The sequence below is a fragment of the Streptomyces sp. NPDC026575 genome (assembly GCF_055567415.1).
This window is the reverse complement of the sequence record NZ_JBVHQM010000031.1, coordinates 39,784-59,633: the sequence shown is the minus strand read 5'-3', so window position 1 is coordinate 59,633 and position 19,850 is coordinate 39,784. Positions and strand designations below refer to the sequence as shown.

Genomic DNA, 19,850 nt, shown 5'->3' with positions numbered 1-19,850 from the left:
ATCATCGATCAGGGGCGTATCGTCAGGCGCTGGGGCGCGACACCCTGCCTGCCGAAACTGCCGAACTCGCACATCGGTGTCGTCGAGATCCCGCCGTACGCCCCCGGGGCGCGGCCGGACTCGACGACACCCCCGAGCCTCCCGTCCGGAAAGGGGCCACCCATGCCCGAAACCGTGCGCCTGCCGTACAGCCAGCTCGACCAGTTCACGGACCGTGACCCCGAAGAGACGGCCGAGTGGCGCGAGTCCCTGGACGCCGTCACCGAGGCGGCCGGTCCGCACCGCGCCGCCTATCTGATGCGCCGCACCCTGGAGAACTCGGGGCTGGCCCTGCCCCAGCTCCTGGAGAGCGACTACCTCAACACCATCCCCACCGCCGCCGAACCCGCCGTTCCGGGTGACGAGGCGATGGAAGCCCGGATCGCCGCCTGGAACCGCTGGAACGCGGCCGCGATGGTCTCCCGCGGCTCCAAGTACGGAGTCGGCGGCCACATCGCCACCTTCGCCTCCGCGGCCTGGCTCTACGAGACCGGCTTCAACCACTTCTTCCGCGGCAAGGAAGGCGACGGAAGCGGCGACCAGCTCTACATCCAGGGCCACGCCGCGCCCGGCATCTACGCCCGCGCCTTCCTCGACGGCCGCCTCACCGAGGAGCACCTCGACAACTTCCGCCGCGAGGCCGGCGGCAAGGGCATCCCGTCCTACCCCCACCCGCGGCGGCTGCCCTGGCTGTGGGAGTTCCCGACCGTCTCCATGGGTCTGGGCCCGCTCTCCGCCATCTACCAGGCGCGCTTCAACCGCTACCTGACCAACCGCGGCATCAAGGACGTCTCCGACTCCCACGTCTGGGCGTTCCTGGGCGACGGCGAGATGGACGAGCCCGAGTCGACGGCGGCACTCGCCCTGGCGAGCCGCGAGGGCCTGGACAACCTCACCTTCGTCATCAACTGCAACCTGCAGCGCCTGGACGGCCCGGTCCGCGCCAACTTCAAGATCGTGCAGGAGCTGGAGGCCCAGTTCCGCGGCGCCGGCTGGAACGTCGTCAAGACCCTGTGGGGCACCGCCTGGGACGAGCTCTTCCGGCTCGACGCCACCGGCGCGCTGGCCCGCCGTCTGCGCGAGGTGCCCGACGCCCAGTTCCAGACCTACGCGACCCGCGACGCGGCCTACATACGCGACCACTTCTTCGGCGCCGAGCCCGCCCTCGCCGAGATGGCCAAGCTGCTCGGCGACGACAAGATCCTGGAGTGCTTCCACTTCTCGCGCGGCGGCCACGAGGCACGCAAGGTGTACGCGGCGTACCGGGCCGCCGTGGAGCACAAGGGCGCCCCGACCGTGATCCTCGCGCAGACGGTCAAGGGCTTCACCCTCGGCAAGGGCTTCGAGTCCAAGAACGCCAACCACCAGATGAAGAAGCTGACCGTGGACGAGTTCAAGGTCATGCGCGACCTGCTCGAACTCCCCATCTCCGACGGCGACTTCACCGACGGCCAGGTGCCCTACGGCCACCCCGGCGCCGACTCCCCCGAGGTCCGCTATCTCCAGGAGCGCCGCGCGGCGCTCGGCGGCCCGGCCCCGGCCCGCCGCGTCCACCCCCTCGCGCCGCTGCCGGCCCCCGCCGACAAGGCGTTCGCCGCCTTCGACAAGGGCTCCGGCAACCAGTCCGTGGCCACCACCATGGCCTTCGTCCGCCTGGTCAAGGACCTCATCCGCGACAAGGAGACCGGCCGGCGCTGGGTGCCGATCGTCCCCGACGAGGCGCGCACCTTCGGCATGGAGTCGCTCTTCCCGTCCCTGGGCATCTACTCCCCCAAGGGCCAGACGTACGAGCCGGTCGACCGCGACCAGCTGATGTACTACAAGGAAGCCAAGGACGGCCAGATCCTCAACGAGGGCATCACCGAGGCCGGTTCGATGGCGGACTTCATCGCCGCCGCCACCGCGTACGCCACGCACGGCGAGACGATGATCCCCTTCTACATCTTCTACTCGATGTTCGGCTGGCAGCGCACCGCCGACCAGATGTGGCAGCTCGGCGACCAGCTCGGCAAGGGCTTCCTCGTCGGCGCCACGGCCGGCCGTACGACGCTGACCGGCGAGGGCCTGCAGCACGCGGACGGCCACTCGCCGATGATCGCGGCGACGAACCCGGCGGCGCTGACCTACGACCCGGCGTTCGCGTACGAGGTCGCGGCGATCGTCAAGGACGGTCTGCGGAGGATGTACGGGGAGAGCGCCCCCGGCGAGGACTCGAACGTCTTCTACTACCTGACCGTCTACAACGAGCCGATGCCCCAGCCGGCCAAGCCCGAGGGCGTCGACGAGGGCATCGTCCGCGGCCTGTACCGCTTCAACACCGCGGCCTCCGCGGGCCTCACCGCGCCCGCCGGCGCCCCGGCGATCCAGCTGCTGTCCTCCGGCACGGCCATCCACTGGGCGCTGGCGGCCCAGCGGATGCTCGCCGAGGAGTGGGGCGTGGCCGCCGACGTGTGGTCCGCGACCTCCTGGACGGAGCTGCGGCGCGACGCGATGGAGGCCGACGCGGCCACGCTGCGCGGCGAGGAGCGCACGCCGTACGTCCGCGAGGCGCTCGGCGGCGCCGAGGGCCCGGTGCTGGCCGTCAGCGACTACATGCGCCAGGTCCCGGACCAGATCGCGCAGTGGGTCGAGCAGGACTACCTCTCGCTCGGCGCGGACGGCTTCGGTCTGTCCGACACCCGTGACGCGGCCCGCCGCCACTTCGGCGTCGACGCCGAGTCGATCGTGATCGCCGCACTGGCCCAGCTCGCCCGCCGCGGCGAGGTACCGGCCTCCGCGGTCAAGGAGGCCCGGGAGCGCTACGGGTTCTAGCCACGGGTCCCGAAGACCCGGAGGGACACCCCCCGATCTCCCGTGCGGAGGCGACCTTCCCGCGCCCGGAGCCTCCGCACGGGATTCCACTGGCCCGGCCGGTCACGCCCTGACTTCGGCCGGGCCTTCCTCCGTCCCCGTGCCGCCTCCCCGTCCGGCGTTGTCGGTGCCCCCCCGGCATCATGGGGGGCATGCGAGCCGCACGGCTGATCAAGATGGTGCTGCTGCTCCAGGCGCGGCCGTCGATGACGGGCGCGGAGCTGGCGCGGGAGCTGGAGGTCTCCGAGCGCACGGTCGTGCGCGATGTCCTCTCCCTGTCCGAGGCCGGGGTGCCCGTCTACGCGGACCGGGGCCGGGCCGGCGGCTACCGCCTCATAGGCGGCTACCGCACCCGCCTCACGGGCCTGGGCCGCAGCGAGGCGGAGGCCCTCTTCCTGTCCGGCGTGCCCTCCGCCCTGCGGGAGATGGGCCTCGCGGACGCCGCGTCCGCCGCCCGGCTGAAGGTCTCCGCCGCGCTGCTGCCCGAGCTGCGGGACGCCGCGACGGGCGCCGCCCAGCGCTTCCACCTCGACGCGCCCGCCTGGTATCAGGAGCCCGAGCCCCCCGCCCTGCTGCCCGCGATCGCCGACGCGGTCTGGGACGACCGCCGCATCCGCGCCCGCTACCTCCGCAAGGACACCGAGGTGGAGCGGGAGTTGGAGCCGTACGGCCTCGTGCTGAAGGCGGGGGTGTGGTATCTGGCGGCCCGGTCCCAGGGGGACTTCAGGGTGTATCGGGTGGACCGGTTCACGGCCGTCGAAGGCGCCGTCGGGGGCGCCGAGGGCAACGGCGGCGGCGCGGCCCGGTTCACCCGCGACCCCTCCTTCGACCTCCCCGCGTTCTGGGCGGAGCGGGCCGCGCAGTTCGCGCGCTCGATCCTGCGCGAGGAGGTGGTGCTGCGGCTCTCCGCGCACGGGGTGCGGCAGCTGCCGTACGTCACCGAACGCGCGGCGGCCCGCGAGGCGATCGAGGCGGCGCGGGCGGCCGGCGGCCCCGATCCGCAGGGGCGGCTGACCGTCACCCTGCCCGTGGAGTCCGCCGAGATCGCCTACGCCCAGCTGCTGGCGCTCGGCCCGGAGGGCGAGGTACTGGCGCCCGCCGAGCTGCGCCAGCGCTTCGCGGCGGCCGCCCGCCGGACAGCGGCCCTGTACCCGGAGCCGGGCGGACAGCAGCGTACGGAGCCCGGCGGGGGTACCGCCTAGGGCGGACCGGACCCGACCCATCGGACAGGCCCTAGCGGTAGTCCGCCGCGCTGCGGTCCTTCCCGCCGAAGACCACGTCCTCGAAGTAGCCGAAGCAGTCCGGCCGGGAGCCGTCCGTGTCGGTGAAGTCGTACTCCTTCGCCAGCTGGCCGCTGGAGAGCGACTTACCGCTCCAGCGCTGCTTGTCCGGGTCGCCGGCCAGCGCCCGTACACCGCGGGCGATCAGCGCCGGCGACTCGGCGATGGCGAAGTGCTGCTCCTGGGCGACCGCGTCGCGCCAGGTCTCCTCCGTCACCCCGAAGTGGTCCAGCATCTCCTCGGACCGCAGGAAGCCGGGGGTGAGCGAGACCGCCGTCCCGCCGTACTCCTTCAGCTCGGCGGCGAGGCCGAAGGCGATCCGGTGCGGGGCGCTCTTGGTGAGGTCGAAGCAGAGGTTGTCGCGGTAGGTGCGGTTGAAGTCCTCGGTGCCGTCGGTGATCTCGACGACCAGCCCGCCGGGCCGCCCGATCAGCAGCGGCAGCGCGTAGTGGCTGGTGATGACGTGGGCGTCGATGCCGAGGCGGAACATCCGCAGGCCCTTGTCCAGATCGAGGTCCCACACCTTGGTGTGGAACTCGATCAGCCGGTCGCCGCCCCACAGGCTGTTGACCAGCACATCCAGCCGTCCCTGCTCCCGGCCGATGCGCGTCGCCAGCGCCTCGACCTGCGCCGGCCGAAGATGGTCGGTCGGTACCGCGATCCCGGTGCCTCCGGCCGCTGTCACCAGCTCGGCGGTCTGCTCGATCGTCTCCGTGGCGCGGCCGACCTCGCTGACCCGCTCCCGGGTCGTCCGCCCGGTCACGTACACCAGGGCACCGGCCCGGCCCAGCTCCACCGCCATCGCCCGGCCCGCGCCGCGGGTCGCCCCGGCGACCAGCGCCACCCGGCCGGTCAGATCCGCCGCCACCGGCCGGTCCGCACGCCCCGCTCGTTCCTCATGGCCCGTCACGTTCTCGCTCCTCGCAGTCGGACACCGGATGCCGACGGCTCCGTATCGCCGCCGTACAGCGCGACCCTGACAGCGAATCCCGACACCTACTGTCGGGATTCAGAGCCCGGCACGCCGTGCCGTCCGCGAGCCCCCTAAGGGCGTAGCGCCCGCACGCTCCGCCCGTCCCGCAGCCGCCCGACGACCTCGGCCGCCGCGTCCCGCCCCGCCGGTGCGGCGAGCGTGCCGGCCTTGCCGCCGGCCCGTACGCCGCCCGTGGCGTCGAGGCCGACCACCTCCCGGCTGCCGGCCGCGAGCAGGTACCACTTCCCCGACTTCGCCTGCCAGTGGACGTCCGCGACGACATGCGGCCCGAAGCGGCTGCAGTCCGCGGTGTCGACGGCGCGTCCGGCGATCCGCCCCGGGTCGGCGGGACGGGCGGCGGGCGGCAGGAACGCGACGGCCACGGAGCCGGGGCCGCGCCAGGTGTCGGCGCGGGTGCAGACCCAGGTCGCCCTGCCGCCGCCCTCGGGGAGCGGCTGCTCGGCGAACGCCCAGTTGCCGACGGAGCGCACACCGGCGCCGCGCAGGGAGCCCAGCCGGCAGGCCGTACGGGCCCAGTTCTGCAGCGCCTGCGGGTCGGTCGCCTCGCGCGGCCCGCCGGCGGCGCTCCGCCCGTCCGCGGGAGGCGGCGGCGTATACGTCAGATGGACGGGCACCAGATCGTCGAGGTCGGCGAGGAGGAAGGCCGGCAGGGCCGCTCCGAGCCGCGTCGAGGCGCGGAACTGCGCCACCGGCCAGCGTCCGCAGCCGGCGCCCGCACCGGGCGGCGTGGCGATCCGGTCGGTGACGCCGTCCGGGGCGACATGCAGCCCGTGCGGCGGGGCTCCCGGCACCAGCAGGTCGCGGACGGCGACATCGGAGATCCAGGGCGCGAGCAGATAGCGCATCCAGCCGTTGCCGCGGCCGATCACCAGCCCGGCGCTGGTGGTCGGATCCGCGCCGTCGACGCGCGCGAAGTGCAGGGTGGGGGTGGCGTCTTCGGGTTCGGCGTAGCGGACCAGGCGCTCGCCGTCGTGGAGGACCACGACCATGACGTTGTCGATCAGGCCCGCGTAGAGCAGCTGCGGGGGACGGCCGGGCGGGCGGGTGGAGGTGCCGGCGGTCGCCGTGATCCGGGCGTCCTCGGGCGGCGCCGCCCAGACCCGCAGCGCCCGCGCCAGCAGCTCCTTGTCGCCGGTCTCCCGGCCGCGGGCGGGCCAGGCGGTGAAGTCCACCCGGGAGGTGCCGGACCACTGCTCGTTGGGGGTGCGCAGCAGCCGGGCCGGGTCCAGCGCCTGCTCGGCCTCGGTCGGCGCACGGCCGGCGGGGTCGCCGCCGGTCGGCACCGCCGCCGCCACGCCCGCCCCGAGCACCAGCGCGGCCGCCAGCGCGAGCGAGGCCCGCACCCGCTGGCGGCGGCGCAGCAGGTCCGTCGGCCGGGTCTGCACCGTGCACGGGTCGAACTCCCCGGAGTTCAGCAGGGCGGCGGCATCGGCCCCGGTCTCCCGCTCCAGCAGCCCGGCCGCCCGCTGCGCCGCCTCCGCGTCCTCGACCCCGGCCCGCTCCAGTACGGCGCGCGCCGCGTCCTCGTCCAGGCCCTCCAGGTGCCCCAGTCCGACGGCGGCCCGCACCGGCGCCGGGACGGCGGACAGCGCCTGGTCCAGGGCGAGTTCATCGGCGCCGCCGGCCCGCGGGAAGAGCCGCAGCCCCCAGACGACGGGCACGGCCGGCAGCCCCCGGCCGGGCCGTCCCTCGTGCGCCAGGGCCAGCCGCAGGATCCGCAGCCGTACGAGGTCGTAGCCGGACTCGGGCGCCGGGCCGCGCTGGGCCGGCAGCCCGCGGGCCGGGCGGCGGCGGCCGGCCCGCGGCAGGGCCCGCTGGACCAGCCCGTGGGCGGTCAGGACCCGGCGGTGGCGGCCCATCGACGGGGGCAGCACGAGGTAGGCGAGGCGGACCAGCCGTGGGTAGTGCTCGACGATGGCCGCCTCGGCCCGTTCGACGTCGGCCCGGGTGCGTTCGTCCATGGGCATGGCGTGAAACAGCCCTTCGCGAAGTGGCGGATTTGCCGTCTATGCCGTCGTTTGGTCGTTGCACGCCTTCCAACGAGTGATTCTTGGGACGGTCACACGACGAATCGCCCATACAGGGCACGAAGCAGTCCCGACGCCCGCGGGTCCGCCCGATCGTCAGCTCGGCGCACCGCCCGTCACCGGTCCGGATAACGACACCGTCGCATCCGGGGGACTCCGCATGCGTGGCACGGCGTCAAGGCGGATGCTGGAGCGGTGATGGACGAGACGGAGTTCTGGGAGCTGATCGACCACTCCCGCGCGGTCGCCGAGGGCGACCCGGAGGAGCAGGCCGACGCACTGGTCGATCGGCTGCTCGGGTTCGACCCGGATGCCGTCGTGGACTTCGCCCGCCACTTCGAGGCCCGCTACAGCCGGGCGTACACCTGGGACCTGTGGGCCGCGGCCTCGATCCTGCTCGGCGGCGCCAGCGACGACGCCTTCGACTACTTCCGCTGCTGGCTGATCGGCCAGGGCCGGGAGGTCTTCGAGGGCGCGCTGCACGACCCGGACCAGCTCGCCGAGCTGCTGGACGACTTCGACGAGGCGGTGGACGGCGACGCCGAGGAGCTGGGGTACGCGGCCGACGAGGCGTACGAGCGGATGACCGGCGGGGTGATGCCGGACCTGGCGCTCCCGCCGCCGCCCCGCGAACCCCTCGGCGGCTACCTCGACTTCGACGACGACCAGAGCCTGGCGGAGCGCTTCCCGCTGCTGTGGGACCGCTTCAAGTCATAGAGGGTGTCGGGCCGGGCCCGTCAGCACGGCGGACGGACCGCAGATGTCGTCTCCGGCGGCGCACTGCGGGCAGTATGGCCCCATGCGGATCGCGATCACCGGCTCGACCGGGCTCATCGGCACGGCGCTCGTACGCTCCCTGCGCTCGGACGGCCAGGACGTCGTCCGGCTCGTACGGCGCGAGCCCACGGCCGCCGACGAGGTGCGCTGGAACCCCGCGGGCGGGCAGGTCGACACCGCCGGGCTGGCCGGCTGCGAGGCGGTGGTCCATCTCGCCGGCGCCGGGGTCGGCGACCACCGCTGGACGGCGGCGTACAAGCAGGAGATCCGCGACAGCCGGGTACTGGGCACCCGCACCCTCGCCCAGGCGCTCGCCTCGATGGACGCCCCGCCCCGGGTCCTGGTGTGCGGCAGCGCGATCGGCTACTACGGCGACACCGGCGACCGGCGTACCGACGAGAGCGCACCGGCCGGAGCGGGGTTCCTGCCGGAGGTCTGCGTGGCCTGGGAGGACGCCGCGAAGCCGGCGCAGGACGCGGGTATCCGCACCGTCTTCGCGCGCACCGGCCTGGTCGTGGCCCGTGCCGGCGGCGCCTGGGGCCGGCTCTTCCCGATCTTCCGGCTCGGCCTGGGCGGGCGGCTCGGCGACGGCAGCCAGTACTGGAGCTTCATCTCCCTGCACGACCACATCCGGGCGCTGCGCCACCTCGTCGACACCCAGGAGCTGAGCGGGCCGGTCAACCTCACCGCCCCGGAACCGGTCACCAACCGCGAGGTGACCGCCGTGATGGGCCGCGTACTGAACCGGCCGACGCTGTTCACGGTCCCGGCGCCGGTGCTGCGGATCGCCCTGGGGGACTTCGCCGAGGATGTGCTGGGCAGCCAGCGGGTGGTGCCGCGGCGGCTGCTGGAGTCCGGCTTCGCCTTCGACCATCCGCGCATCATGGAAGCGGTCCGGGCCGCCTGACGGCCGCCGCGGCACCGTCCAGGCGGGGTAGACGCCCGGGCCCCGCGGGGGCTGTGGCCAAGGGCGCTCCGACGCGCCCCGGACGCCCCCTGCCCTACGGGCCGCCGCCTTCCTACCGTCCTCGCACACACCATCGGCATCCCGCGCGGCGGCACTGGGCATGACACTCGATGCGCCGCCGCTGGGACCGACCTCCGGGAGGGCACGTGCCGCCCATCGCATCGACCGTGGACGTCGTCATCGTGGGAGCCGGGCCGGCCGGTCTCGCCGCCGCCCGCCATCTGACCGGCGCGGGAGTGTCGGTCACCGTGCTGGAGGCCGCGGAACGGATCGGCGGCCGGTCCGCCACCGACCGGCTCGACGACTTCCGGCTGGACCGCTGCGGCCGCCCGCTGGCCGTCTCCACCGCCGAGCTGCGCCGCACCCCGGGCCTCGGCGATCTGACACTGCGTCCGTTCGCGTCCGGTCTGAGCGTCCACAACGGCCAGCGCAAGCAACGCATCGGCGCACCCCGGAGCACAAGGGGCGCACTCTCCGCAGCGCGCGCCCTCTTGCGCGCCGACCGATGTCCGCCGCAGCACACCGAGCACCGCACCGACCGCCCCACCCCCGCCGCCCCGCCCCCGGACCGCGCCATCCGCGACGCCCTCGCGGGCCGTCCCGCCTTCCCGCCCCGCACCCATGACGCGTTCCTGCGGCCCCTGCTGAGCGCCCTGCTGTGCGATCCGCAGCTGCGCGGCTCCAGCCGCGGCGCCGCCGCCGCGCTGCGCGCCTTCGCGCACGGGCGGCTATGGCTGCCGGCCGGCGGTGCCTGCGCGGTGCCCGAGCTGCTCGCCGCCGGACTGCCGCCCGGCACGATCCGTACGTCGGTGCGGGTCACCTCGGTCTCCACCACCGGCGTCGGCACCGCCGCGCACGGCCGGATCCCCTGCCGGGCGGTGCTGGTGGCGACCGGCGCGCGGGACGCGGCCGAGCTGCTTCCGGGGCTGCGGGTGCCGGCCTTCCATCCGGTGGCCGTGCTGCACCACACCGCGGGGGCCGGATCGGCGGGCCGCGCCGCGCCGCCCCGCGACACGGCGCTGATCCTGCCGACGGACGGGCCGGTCGGCTACACCTACCTCGCCGGCGCGATCGATCCGTCCCGTACGCCGCCCGGCCGGTCCCTGATCACCACGACCGTGCTCGGCGCCGCCGCCGCGCTGCCGCTGTCCGTCCTCGACAAGACGGTCCGGCCCCAGCTGGAGCGCATCCACGGGGCGCCGACCGACGACTGGCAGCTGCTGACCGCGCATCAGGATCCGTACGCGGTACCGGCGATGACGGCCCCCTACGACCCGGAGCGCACCGTGCGCGTGCTGTCCGGCCTCTATGTGTGCGGCGACCACCGCGACACCAGCACGCTCCAGGGCGCGCTGAACTCGGGCCGCCGGGCCGCCCGCGCCGTCCTCCAGGACTTCGGGCTGCCGACGCTCACGACGGAGCCGGACACCCTGCGCACGGCGGCCTGACCGGCCCGGCCGGACCGCCGCGCACCACCCGGCTCACCCCAGCGCCGCCACCCGCTCCCGGTACCCGCGCACCGCCGCCGCGTCCCGGTACGGCTCCAGGCGGCGCTCGAACTCCCTGACGTACTCATGGGCCCGTACGGACCGCATCTCGGAAGCCTGGAGCGCCGCCTCGGCACCCAGCGTGCAGGCCTGCTCCAGCTCGCCCAGGCCCAGCCGCGCGGTCGCCAGCACCACCCGGCAGAACAGCCGGCTGCGGGCGAACCCGGCGGCGCGCAGCTGCAGGGAGCGCTCGGCGTGCTGGGAGGACGCGCGGTACTGCTGGAGATCGCGATGGCAGTGCGCCAGCTCGTCGGCGAGCTGCGCCTCGTCGAAGAAGCGGGCCCAGTACGGGGTCTCGTCGCCGGGGCGGGCGGTCTCCAGCGCCCGCTCCGCACGGGCCAGCGCCGCCGTGCAGGCCCGCACCTCGCCCATCACGCCGTGGCCGCGCGCCTCCGCGGAGTGCAGCAGCGCCTGGACGGCGGGCGGCGCGCTGGAGCCGATGCCCTGCTGGGCGACGCGCGCCAGCTGGACGGCCTCCCTGCCGTGCCCCAGATAGACGGCCTGCCGGCTCATCGTCACCAGGACGTAGGAGCCGTACGCCCGGTCGCCGGCGGCCTGCGCCAGCCGCAGTGCCTGCACGAAGTACCGCTGCGCCAGGCCGTGCGCGGCGATGTCGTACGAGGTCCAGCCCGCCAGCCGGGTCAGATCGGCGGCGGCCGCGAACAGCCGGCGGCCGGTGGCCTCCCCGTAGGTGCCGCGCAGCATCGGCTCGGTCTCGTGCTCCAGATAGCGCACCAGGGCCTGCCGGGCGTGGCCGCCGCCGTAGGCGTGGTCCAGCGCCCGGAACAGCTCGCCGACCGAGCGCAGCGCGGCGATGTCGCCGGAGGTGACCCGCGAGCCCTCGGTGCGGTCGACGCGGTCCGTACGGCGCTGGCGCGGCACCGAGGCCCGGCTGCCCTGGACCGGCACCCGGCCCGACCCCTCGCCGGCGGGCTCGCCGCGGGCGACCCGGTCGTCGGGGCGGCCGATCAGCCAGTCCCGGCTCGGCACCACGAGGCCGGCCGGGGTGAAGGCGATCTTGCGGAGCTCGGCGTGGCTGCCGGAGTCCTTGCGCCACAGGCCGCTGACGATGTCCACGGCCTCGCTGGGGGTCGAGGCGAATTCCAGCCCGGCGTACACCGGCGCGCAGGCGTCCAGCCCGAGGTCCTGGGCGGACAGCCGGCGCCCCAGCCGGCGGGTGAACACCTCGGCGATCAGCGCGGGGGTGGTGCCGCGCGGCTGCTGGCCGCGCAGCCAGCGGGTCACCGAGGTCTTGTCGTATCGGAGGTCGAGGCCGTGCTCGATGCCGAGCTGATCGACCCGTCTGGCCAGTCCGGCGTTGGAAAACCCCGCCTCGGCGATGAGCGCGGCGAGCTGGCGGTTGGGTGTGTGGTGCGGGGGTCGGTCCGTCATCGGCTTTACCGGTCTCCTGCCTTCCGGGCCGGGCAGCCGGGTTCGGCGGACCCTGTCCGGCATGCTCATCGCCCTTGTGGAACGGCGTGAATGTAACGGCCTTCGGAGCCTTTCTCGCCGCCTGCGCCACGCGTTCATCCGATCGTGTGAGCAGGGACGGGGTCCGACAGGTGGCAGGTACACCGGCCGCCTGAAGCGTCCGGAATCGGTCGCCGTACAGTGGCAGGGGCGCGAAAGCATCGGAAGTGCATCAGCGTTGCGGAAAGAGCGCAACAAAGGTTCGAAGAGGAGCTGCCGTGACTGCGATCTCTCGGGGGGAGACCCCCGCACCCGAGGGGCTGCGCTTTGTGCACCTGGGCTTCGGAGCCGACGCCGTGGACTACGAGTCGGCCTGGCAGGAGCAGCGCCGGGTACACGCCGCCCGGTTCGCCGACGAGGTGCCCGACACCTGCCTGCTGCTGGAGCATCCGCCGGTGTACACCGCCGGCCGGCGCACCACCGACGACGAGCGCCCCCTGGACGGGACCCCGGTCATCGACGTGGACCGCGGCGGGAAGATCACCTGGCACGGGCCCGGCCAGCTGGTGGGCTACCCCATCCAGAAGCTCCCGCGCCCGGTCGACGTGGTCGCCCACGTCCGCCGCCTCGAAGACGCGCTGATCCGCACCTGCGCCGAGTTCGGCGTCGAGGCCAGCCGGGTCGAGGGCCGCAGCGGGGTGTGGGTGCTGGGCGACGCCGTGAGCACGGCCGAGGAGCGGGCGGGCCTGGGCGGGCTCCAGCTCGACTTCGATCCGCGGGTGACGGACGAGCTGTTCGACCCGCGGCTGAACGGCCCCGAGTACGCGCCGTCCAACGCCGGCCAGCGCCGCGAGGACCGCAAGCTCGCCGCGATCGGCATCCGCGTCGCCAAGGGCGTCACGATGCACGGCTTCGCGCTGAACGTGAACCCGGACAACACCTCGTTCGACAAGATCGTGCCGTGCGGCATCCGGGACGCGGGCGTCGCCTCGCTCGCGGGCGAGCTGGGCCGCGAGATCACCATCGCCGAGGTGCTGCCCGTCGTCGAGAAGCACCTGCGGGACGTGCTGGAGAACGCCGAGCTGCTGCCCCGGGCGGTCTGAGGCCCGGGTACGGGAATGCGCCCCTGCCGCAAGGGGTTGCCCCGCACGTAAAGACGTGCGAATTGACGGGCGTACCCTGGTGTACGCCAAGGAAACGAAGTCGTAGGGAGCCGGACGTGTCCGCAGTCGCACCCGACGGACGCAAGATGTTGCGCCTGGAGGTCCGGAACAGCCAGACCCCCATCGAGCGCAAGCCCGAGTGGATCAAGACGCGGGCGAAAATGGGTCCCGAGTACAACCACCTCCAGGGCCTGGTCAAGAGCGAGGGTCTGCACACGGTCTGCCAGGAGGCGGGCTGCCCCAACATCTACGAGTGCTGGGAGGACCGCGAGGCGACGTTCCTCATCGGCGGCGACCAGTGCACCCGCCGCTGCGACTTCTGCCAGATCGACACCGGCAAGCCGCAGGCCCTCGACCGCGACGAGCCGCGCCGGGTCGGCGAGTCCGTCGTCACGATGGACCTGAACTACGCCACGATCACCGGCGTCGCCCGCGACGACCTTGAGGACGGCGGCGCCTGGTTGTACGCCGAGACGGTGCGCCAGATCCACGCGATGACGGCGGAGCGCGCCGAGGGCTACACCAAGGTCGAGCTGCTCATCCCCGATTTCAACGCCGACCCCGACCAGCTGGCCGAGGTCTTCTCGTCCCGCCCCGAGGTTCTCGGGCACAACGTCGAGACGGTGCCGCGGATCTTCAAGCGGATCCGTCCCGGCTTCCGCTACCAGCGCTCCCTCGACGTCATCACGATGGCCCGCGAGGCCGGCCTGGTCACGAAGTCCAACCTGATCCTGGGCATGGGCGAGACCCGCGAAGAGGTCAGCGAGGCGCTGCGCGAGCTGCACGAGGCGGGCACCGAGCTCATCACCATCACCCAGTACCTGCGCCCCTCTCCGCGCCACCACCCCGTCGAGCGCTGGGTGAAGCCGGCGGAGTTCGTGGAGCTGAAGGAGGAGGCCGAGGAGATCGGCTTCTCCGGCGTGATGTCCGGCCCGCTGGTCCGCTCCTCCTACCGCGCCGGCCGCCTTTACCAGCAGGCCATCGAACGGCGCGAGGTCGAGGCGGCCAGTCAGGCGGTTTGAGTTTCCCGGCGCGCCGTCTTGTGAAACGTGGCACATGCTTGAGGACGCGGCCCGCACTCCCCCAGGACGGGGGGCGTGGCGGGCCGCGTCAACGTTTCATTGGTGTTTGACCGGCAGGTCATCCGTTGGTAACACCTTTCCGTGACGATGGATGCACGCACCGTTCACGCACCTTGCCCTGCTCCTGCGAACGCCAGAAGGAGTCACCCACCATGCAGGCCGCGCCGCTCCGCGCCACACCCGCCCTCCCCCGTCCTTCCGTCACCGGTGCACTGCGTGCCGTCGAGGCCGTACTGATGCGCGGCGGACAGCGCACCGCCCGCCGCAACGCCTGGACGTCGGTCCTGGAGGACCGCCGCCGCGCCAAGGACCGGTACGACGCCGAGTACGTACTGGAGGCCGCGGCAACCCGTCGCCCGCACGCCACGTAGACTGCGCTGTATGGCGAGGAAGGTAAACGCTGAGGGCGCTGCCGGCGCTGCCGGCGCTGAGAACCCCGGGCGGCTCAAGCAGATCGCCCTGACCTACAAGATGACCCGTCGGGTCGACTCCAAGGTCGGTCTTGTCGTCGCTGGTGTAGGCATCGTCGTATTCGGCGTTCTCCTTGCCATCGGCTTCCTGATCGGCCACCCCATCTACGCGGGCATCCTGGGCTTCGTGCTGGCCTTCCTCGCGATGGCGATCGTCTTCGGGCGGCGCGCCGAGCGGGCTGCCTTCGGGCAGATGGAGGGCCAGCCCGGTGCGGCGGCGGCCGTGCTGGAGAACGTCGGGCGCGGCTGGACGGTCACCCCCGCGGTGGCGATGAACCGCAGCCAGGACGTGGTGCACCGCGCCGTCGGCAAGGCCGGCATCGTGCTGGTCGGCGAGGGCAACCCGAACCGTCTGCGCGGTCTGCTGGCCGCCGAGAAGAAGCGGATGGCGCGCACCGTCGCGGACGCACCGGTCCACGACATCGTGGTGGGCGACGGCGAGGGCCAGGTGCCGCTGAAGAAGCTCCGTACGACCCTGCTGAAGCTCCCGCGCGTCCTGCCCGGCGCCCAGGTCACGGCCGTCAACGACCGGCTGCGTGCGCTCGGCGACCTGATGAGCAACATGCCGGTGCCGAAGGGCCCGATGCCGAAGGGCATGCGGATGCCCCGGGGCGGCGGAAAGACGCGCTGACCGCGCGACTCGTATACATCGAAACGGGTGGGCCCGGGACCGCGAAGGTCCCGGGCCCACCCGTTTCTCACGGAGTCTGCGAGGCGCCGGACCCCGCGTCCGGTCACCCGCGTTCGGCGCGTCCGGTCACCCGCGTTCGGCTTCGTCGCGGGATTTCGTCGCTAGATCCGGACCTGGACGGCGCGCGCGAGACGGTCGTGCAGCCCCCGCCCGTCCCGGTCCCAGACCACCGCCGGGATGACCACGACCAGCAGGACCGTGCGCAGCACCACCCGCGGCAGCGAGATCCGGCCACCGCCCTCGGCGATCACCCGCAGGCCCAGCAGCCGCTTGCCCGGCGTGAAGCCGACCGTGCCGACCGTCAGCACGCTGAGCACCGCGAAGACCACCAGGGCCCAGTTGCTGGCCGACTGCGCCTTGCCGCCGCTGAGCAGTCCGTACGCGATGAGCATGCACAGCGCCCAGTCGATGAAGAGCGCGGCGAAGCGGCGCCCTGGGCGCGCGAGGGAGCCCGGTCCCTCCTCCGGCAGCCCGAGCCGCTGCCCGCGGTATCCGAACTCGACACCCATGTCCTCGGCTGCCGCGCGGGGCCCGGAGATCCACGATCCGATTGCTTGCCTGTTGTCCACCCGTCCACGGTACTGCGACCGCATACGTTCGCTTCGCGGAGGTCGGAATCCGGCCCGTGCGGGCCCGCGGAGAGCACGGACGGCGGCCGACACCGCCCTACCCGAGATGCGCCACTTTGACGCACACTGGGGGATATGAGCCACCGCGCGGCGGTTAACCTCGGCGAAACAAATGGGTCATGCTTGGGAAATCCCGCCTGCCTATGGTCGGGCGAGCGCGCCTGTGCAGATGGTCGCGTTCCGAGTAGCAATCCCGCGTCCGCCGACCGGTGACCGGGCTAGGAGGAGTTGGATGTTCCAGAACGCCGACGAGGCCAAGAAGTTCATCGCGGACGAGGACGTCAAGTTCATCGACGTCCGCTTCTGCGACCTGCCCGGTGTGATGCAGCACTTCACGATCCCGGCGAAGGCGTTCGACCCGGCCGAGGAACTCGCCTTCGACGGCTCCTCGATCCGCGGTTTCCAGGCCATTCACGAGTCCGACATGGCCCTGCGCGCCGACCTGTCGACGGCTCGCGTGGACCCGTTCCGCCGCGACAAGACCGTCAACATCAACTTCTTCATCCACGACCCGATCACGGGCGAGCAGTACAGCCGCGACCCGCGCAACATCGCCAAGAAGGCCGAGGCCTACCTCGCCTCCACCGGCATCGCGGACACCGCGTACTTCGGCCCCGAGGCCGAGTTCTACGTCTTCGACTCGGTGCGCTTCAACACCACGTCGAACGAGGGCTTCTACCACATCGACTCCGAGGCCGGCGCCTGGAACACCGGTGCGGTCGAGGACAACCGCGGCTACAAGGTCCGCTACAAGGGCGGCTACTTCCCGGCCCCGCCGGTCGACCACTTCGCCGACCTGCGCGCCGAGATCTCCCTGGAGCTGGACGCCGCCGGCCTGCAGGTCGAGCGCCAGCACCACGAGGTCGGCACCGCCGGCCAGGCCGAGATCAACTACAAGTTCAACACGCTGCTCGCCGCGGCCGACGACCTGATGCTCTTCAAGTACATCGTGAAGAACGTCGCCTGGCGCAACGGCAAGACCGCGACCTTCATGCCCAAGCCGATCTTCGGTGACAACGGCTCCGGCATGCACGTCCACCAGTCCCTGTGGCAGGGCGGCGCGCCCCTCTTCTACGACGAGCAGGGCTACGCGGGCCTGTCGGACACCGCCCGCTACTACATCGGCGGCATCCTCAAGCACGCCCCGTCGCTGCTGGCCTTCACCAACCCGACGGTGAACTCCTACCACCGCCTGGTCCCCGGCTTCGAGGCCCCGGTCAACCTGGTCTACTCCCAGCGCAACCGCTCCGCGGCCATGCGCATCCCGATCACGGGCTCCAACCCGAAGGCCAAGCGCGTCGAGTTCCGCGCCCCGGACCCGTCCTCCAACCCGTACCTGGCCTTCTCGGCCCTCCTCCTCGCGGGCCTGGACGGCGTCAAGAACAAGATCGAGCCCGCCGAGCCGATCGACAAGGACCTCTACGAGCTCGCCCCCGAAGAGCACGCGGGCGTCCCCCAGGTCCCCACCTCCCTCCCGGCGGTCCTCGACGCCCTTGAGGCCGACAACGAGTACCTCCAGCAGGGCGGCGTCTTCACCTCCGACCTGATCGAGACCTGGATCGACTACAAGCGCACCAACGAGATCGCCCCGATCCAGCTCCGCCCGCACCCGCACGAGTTCGAGCTTTACTTCGACATCTAAGAGGCGGCGCCCGGCGACCTGGGCGTAAGTCTGAAACAGCGGCTGTGACCTGCGGAAACTCTTCTCGTGAGTTCTTGTGGGTCACAGCTGTTTTTCGTTCCCTTGTGCACCGGGTGTGCACCGCCTGGCCAGTTCTCTGACTTGATGTCAGCAATGACACGAGGGCCGCTACCCCATATCCGGGGTAGCGGCCCTCGCTGGCTTGGCCCGCCTCCTGTGGCTTACGCGCAGGCCAGAACCTCCCGTACGCCGTCGGTGACGCCCGGCAGGTCGCCGAGGGCGGCCCACTGGTGCAGGTCGTGTTCGGTCAGGACGACCGGCCCGGTCTCGGAGACGGTGACGGCGAAGTTGAACTGGCGGGTGGTGGTGCCGCGGCTGTTCTCGTAGTCGAAGTGGCCGAGGTAGCGGTCCACGGAGGCGACGGTCAGGCCGGTCTCCTCCAGCGTCTCGCGGCGGGCCGCGTCCAGGATGCTCTCTCCGGCGTCCACATGACCGGAGGGGATCTCCCACAGGCCGCCCATGTAGTCGTCCGGCTTGCGGCGGACCAGGAGGATGCGGTCGGCATCGGTGACGACGGCCGCGGCCACGAAGGTGGTGATGCCTTCGGCTTCGGCCTCCTCTGCCAGGGTTCGGGCGAGGTCGGAGGTCACGGTCACAGGAGCTCCTTGTGGTGTTCGCTGGCCTTCCTGGCCGCGCTGACGTACTGCTCGGCCAGTTTCAGATCCTGTTCACGGTGCCAGACCGGCAGCTTGATCGTGCGCGCGTGCGCCTTCTCAGCGACGGGGAAGTCACCCTCCCGGTATCGGCTGCGGGTGTTCGGATAGCCAGGGAAGAGATGAGAAGGGTGCTGGTAGAGCGGGAGCTGGTTCAGGGGGCGGGTGGAGTCGGGCCGGTCGAACTCGGTCGCGCCCTCCGCGACGAGAGCCGCGTGGAAGCGGTCGAGGGGCAGGCCGCCGAGCTGGTCGGGCCGGTAGGTGGCCGTCAACGCATACCAGGATGATTTCACCCCCTCGGGCATCGGGCTCACCTCCAGCCCGGGTATCTGCCCGAGCTCTCGGATCAGGTAGGCGGCGATCTCCTCGCGGCCGGCGAGGTAGGCATCCAGGCGGGAGAGCTGGTCGTGGGCGAGGGCGGCGGCCAGGGGATGGATGCGGAGCTTGAGTCCCGCCCCGGTGACCGCGTACCGCGCGAGCGGATGGCCTTCCGGGATCTCGTTCCTGGACCGCTTGTTGTAGTGCGCGAACGTGAGAACGCGGTAGTAGGTGTCGTCGTCGTTGGTGAGGACGACGCATCTCCTCGTTCTTCTCCGCCACCTTGGGGCTGCCGAAGATGGTGTCCGCCTCGTCCACCAGGAGGGTGGGCGGGTTGGCGGTGATGGAGCGGAAGATGGCCGCCGGGGTCGAGTTGACCGTGATGAATGGGTCGTGGACGGTCTCGTGCAACACGTCCAGCAGCCTCGACTTGCCGCACCGCTTCGCCGGGCCCACCACCGCCAGGCGCGGGGCGTGCTGCCAGGCAGGCTGCAGGTGTGTGGCAGCAACCCACAAGGTGACCGCGTCCAGGGCTTGCCGGTGGGGCAAGACCACGAACGTTTCGATCGCTGACCGCAGTTCAGCCAGCAGGTCAGCGCCCTCGGTCAGTGGGCCAACGAACGGAGTGGCTGGACGGTCAGCGCTCTCCATCGACCGGTCCTCGGTCGGGGTGTCGTCGGTGTCTGAGGCATTCGTTGCACTGCCCGGTGGGGGCGACGAATCCCGGTCACCGGTGGGCACTGCAGCGCGGTGGGCACCGGCCTGCCCGGGGATGGCGACCGGTGGCCAGGTGGGTCGGTGGGATGCGGCGGTGGGCTGCGCCGTCATAGGGTGGTTCAAGGACGTTCCTCACCCGGTGGTACGAAGCGTGCAGGCTCCGCACCACCGTCGTCATCGTTCAGGTACGGGCGGTCGGTTGGGGCCTCTTCGGCCCTCGGCGTTGACGCGCCGAGGGCCGCTTCGTCATCCGGCGGTTCAGGCGACCAGATCCAGGGACTGGGTCTGGAGCCACGCGTCGACTTCCGTCCATCGGTAGCGCAGATGCTTGCCAACCTTGTGGACCTTCGGGCCGGTGCCCCGATATTTCCACTGGTACAGCGTGCGCACTGGGATGCCGAGGTAGTCGGAAATCTCCTGCGGACTCGCCAGCGCGCGACGGTGCTTTCCGGCATCCTGGCGGGACTCGGTGTGCTTCATTTGCTTCCCTTCGCTGAATTGGGCGGGCGGCGTGGCCAACATAGCCACGCATCT

At 72.3% G+C, this 19,850-nt stretch carries 16 protein-coding genes and 2 pseudogenes; 10 read left to right on the top strand and 8 right to left on the bottom strand.

Annotation, left to right across the window (positions count from 1 at the left end; translation table 11 throughout):
- Positions 1-162: 162 nt before the first annotated feature.
- Positions 163-2,850 (top strand): pyruvate dehydrogenase (acetyl-transferring), homodimeric type, encoded by a 2,688-nt coding sequence (gene aceE / locus ACZ4NB_RS32335; RefSeq protein WP_467666599.1) that lies wholly within the window; start codon positions 163-165, stop codon positions 2,848-2,850.
- Between the two features lie 191 nt (positions 2,851-3,041).
- The gene (locus tag ACZ4NB_RS32330) at positions 3,042-4,091 is read left to right on the top strand and encodes a helix-turn-helix transcriptional regulator (protein WP_467666598.1); all 1,050 of its coding nucleotides are present in this window, start codon (positions 3,042-3,044) and stop codon (positions 4,089-4,091) included.
- Between the two features lie 31 nt (positions 4,092-4,122).
- Here the strand turns inward: ACZ4NB_RS32330 and ACZ4NB_RS32325 are convergent, their stop codons facing one another.
- Together ACZ4NB_RS32325 and ACZ4NB_RS32320 are read right to left on the bottom strand one after the other, a co-directional pair.
- Positions 4,123-5,079 carry an SDR family oxidoreductase gene (locus ACZ4NB_RS32325; protein WP_467666597.1) on the bottom strand — a complete coding sequence of 319 codons (957 nt, stop codon included), beginning with the start codon at positions 5,077-5,079 and terminating at the stop codon, positions 4,123-4,125.
- 134 nt (positions 5,080-5,213) lie between these two features.
- Positions 5,214-7,124, bottom strand: coding sequence for a hypothetical protein (locus ACZ4NB_RS32320; RefSeq protein WP_467666596.1), 1,911 nt, complete (start codon positions 7,122-7,124; stop codon positions 5,214-5,216).
- Positions 7,125-7,388: 264 nt separating this feature from the next.
- Between ACZ4NB_RS32320 and ACZ4NB_RS32315 the strand changes: the two genes are divergently transcribed.
- The 3 genes from ACZ4NB_RS32315 to ACZ4NB_RS32305 all read left to right on the top strand — a co-directional run bounded on the left by ACZ4NB_RS32315 (position 7,389) and on the right by ACZ4NB_RS32305 (position 10,382).
- Entirely contained in the window at positions 7,389-7,907 is a 519-nt protein-coding gene (locus ACZ4NB_RS32315; RefSeq protein ID WP_467666595.1) for a DUF4240 domain-containing protein, read from the top strand.
- 82 nt (positions 7,908-7,989) lie between these two features.
- The gene (locus tag ACZ4NB_RS32310; protein ID WP_467666594.1) at positions 7,990-8,874 is read left to right on the top strand and encodes a TIGR01777 family oxidoreductase; all 885 of its coding nucleotides are present in this window, start codon (positions 7,990-7,992) and stop codon (positions 8,872-8,874) included.
- A 206-nt stretch (positions 8,875-9,080) separates the two neighbouring features.
- A complete protein-coding gene (locus tag ACZ4NB_RS32305) occupies positions 9,081-10,382 on the top strand; it encodes an FAD-dependent oxidoreductase (protein WP_467666593.1) in 1,302 nt (433 codons plus the stop codon).
- Between the two features lie 33 nt (positions 10,383-10,415).
- Here the strand turns inward: ACZ4NB_RS32305 and ACZ4NB_RS32300 are convergent, their stop codons facing one another.
- Positions 10,416-11,873 carry a regulator gene (locus ACZ4NB_RS32300; RefSeq protein ID WP_393500349.1) on the bottom strand — a complete coding sequence of 486 codons (1,458 nt, stop codon included), beginning with the start codon at positions 11,871-11,873 and terminating at the stop codon, positions 10,416-10,418.
- A gap of 296 nt (positions 11,874-12,169) precedes the next feature.
- On the opposite strand from ACZ4NB_RS32300, the gene lipB reads away from it, so the two are divergent.
- The 4 genes from lipB (at position 12,170) to ACZ4NB_RS32280 (ending at position 15,237) form a co-directional block, all read left to right on the top strand.
- Entirely contained in the window at positions 12,170-12,994 is an 825-nt protein-coding gene (gene lipB, locus ACZ4NB_RS32295; RefSeq protein WP_393500352.1) for a lipoyl(octanoyl) transferase LipB, read from the top strand.
- 116 nt (positions 12,995-13,110) lie between these two features.
- Positions 13,111-14,076: a lipoyl synthase gene (locus tag ACZ4NB_RS32290; RefSeq protein ID WP_467666592.1), complete on the top strand. Its 966-nt coding sequence runs from the start codon at positions 13,111-13,113 to the stop codon at positions 14,074-14,076.
- A 212-nt stretch (positions 14,077-14,288) separates the two neighbouring features.
- Positions 14,289-14,507 carry an SCO2195 family GlnR-regulated protein gene (locus tag ACZ4NB_RS32285; protein ID WP_467666591.1) on the top strand — a complete coding sequence of 73 codons (219 nt, stop codon included), beginning with the start codon at positions 14,289-14,291 and terminating at the stop codon, positions 14,505-14,507.
- 10 nt (positions 14,508-14,517) lie between these two features.
- Entirely contained in the window at positions 14,518-15,237 is a 720-nt protein-coding gene (locus ACZ4NB_RS32280; protein WP_467666590.1) for a DUF4191 domain-containing protein, read from the top strand.
- A 161-nt stretch (positions 15,238-15,398) separates the two neighbouring features.
- On the opposite strand, the gene ACZ4NB_RS32275 is transcribed toward ACZ4NB_RS32280, so the two are convergent.
- Positions 15,399-15,866 (bottom strand): RDD family protein, encoded by a 468-nt coding sequence (locus ACZ4NB_RS32275; protein ID WP_393500364.1) that lies wholly within the window; start codon positions 15,864-15,866, stop codon positions 15,399-15,401.
- A 292-nt stretch (positions 15,867-16,158) separates the two neighbouring features.
- Between ACZ4NB_RS32275 and glnA the strand changes: the two genes are divergently transcribed.
- Positions 16,159-17,568 (top strand): type I glutamate--ammonia ligase, encoded by a 1,410-nt coding sequence (glnA, locus tag ACZ4NB_RS32270; protein ID WP_384436590.1) that lies wholly within the window; start codon positions 16,159-16,161, stop codon positions 17,566-17,568.
- Between the two features lie 221 nt (positions 17,569-17,789).
- Here the strand turns inward: glnA and ACZ4NB_RS32265 are convergent, their stop codons facing one another.
- From ACZ4NB_RS32265 to ACZ4NB_RS32250, 4 genes and pseudogenes are all read right to left on the bottom strand, one after another.
- A complete protein-coding gene (locus ACZ4NB_RS32265; RefSeq protein WP_467666589.1) occupies positions 17,790-18,224 on the bottom strand; it encodes an NUDIX hydrolase in 435 nt (144 codons plus the stop codon).
- Positions 18,221-18,793 (bottom strand): annotated as a pseudogene (locus tag ACZ4NB_RS32260) (DegT/DnrJ/EryC1/StrS family aminotransferase); the annotation flags it as partial. The pseudogene ACZ4NB_RS32260 and the gene ACZ4NB_RS32265, both read right to left, overlap by 4 nt.
- A gap of 34 nt (positions 18,794-18,827) precedes the next feature.
- A pseudogene (locus tag ACZ4NB_RS32255) lies at positions 18,828-19,427 on the bottom strand (DUF3631 domain-containing protein); the annotation flags it as partial.
- A 147-nt stretch (positions 19,428-19,574) separates the two neighbouring features.
- The gene (locus tag ACZ4NB_RS32250) at positions 19,575-19,796 is read right to left on the bottom strand and encodes a helix-turn-helix transcriptional regulator (RefSeq protein WP_248866795.1); all 222 of its coding nucleotides are present in this window, start codon (positions 19,794-19,796) and stop codon (positions 19,575-19,577) included.
- Positions 19,797-19,850: the final 54 nt, after the last annotated feature.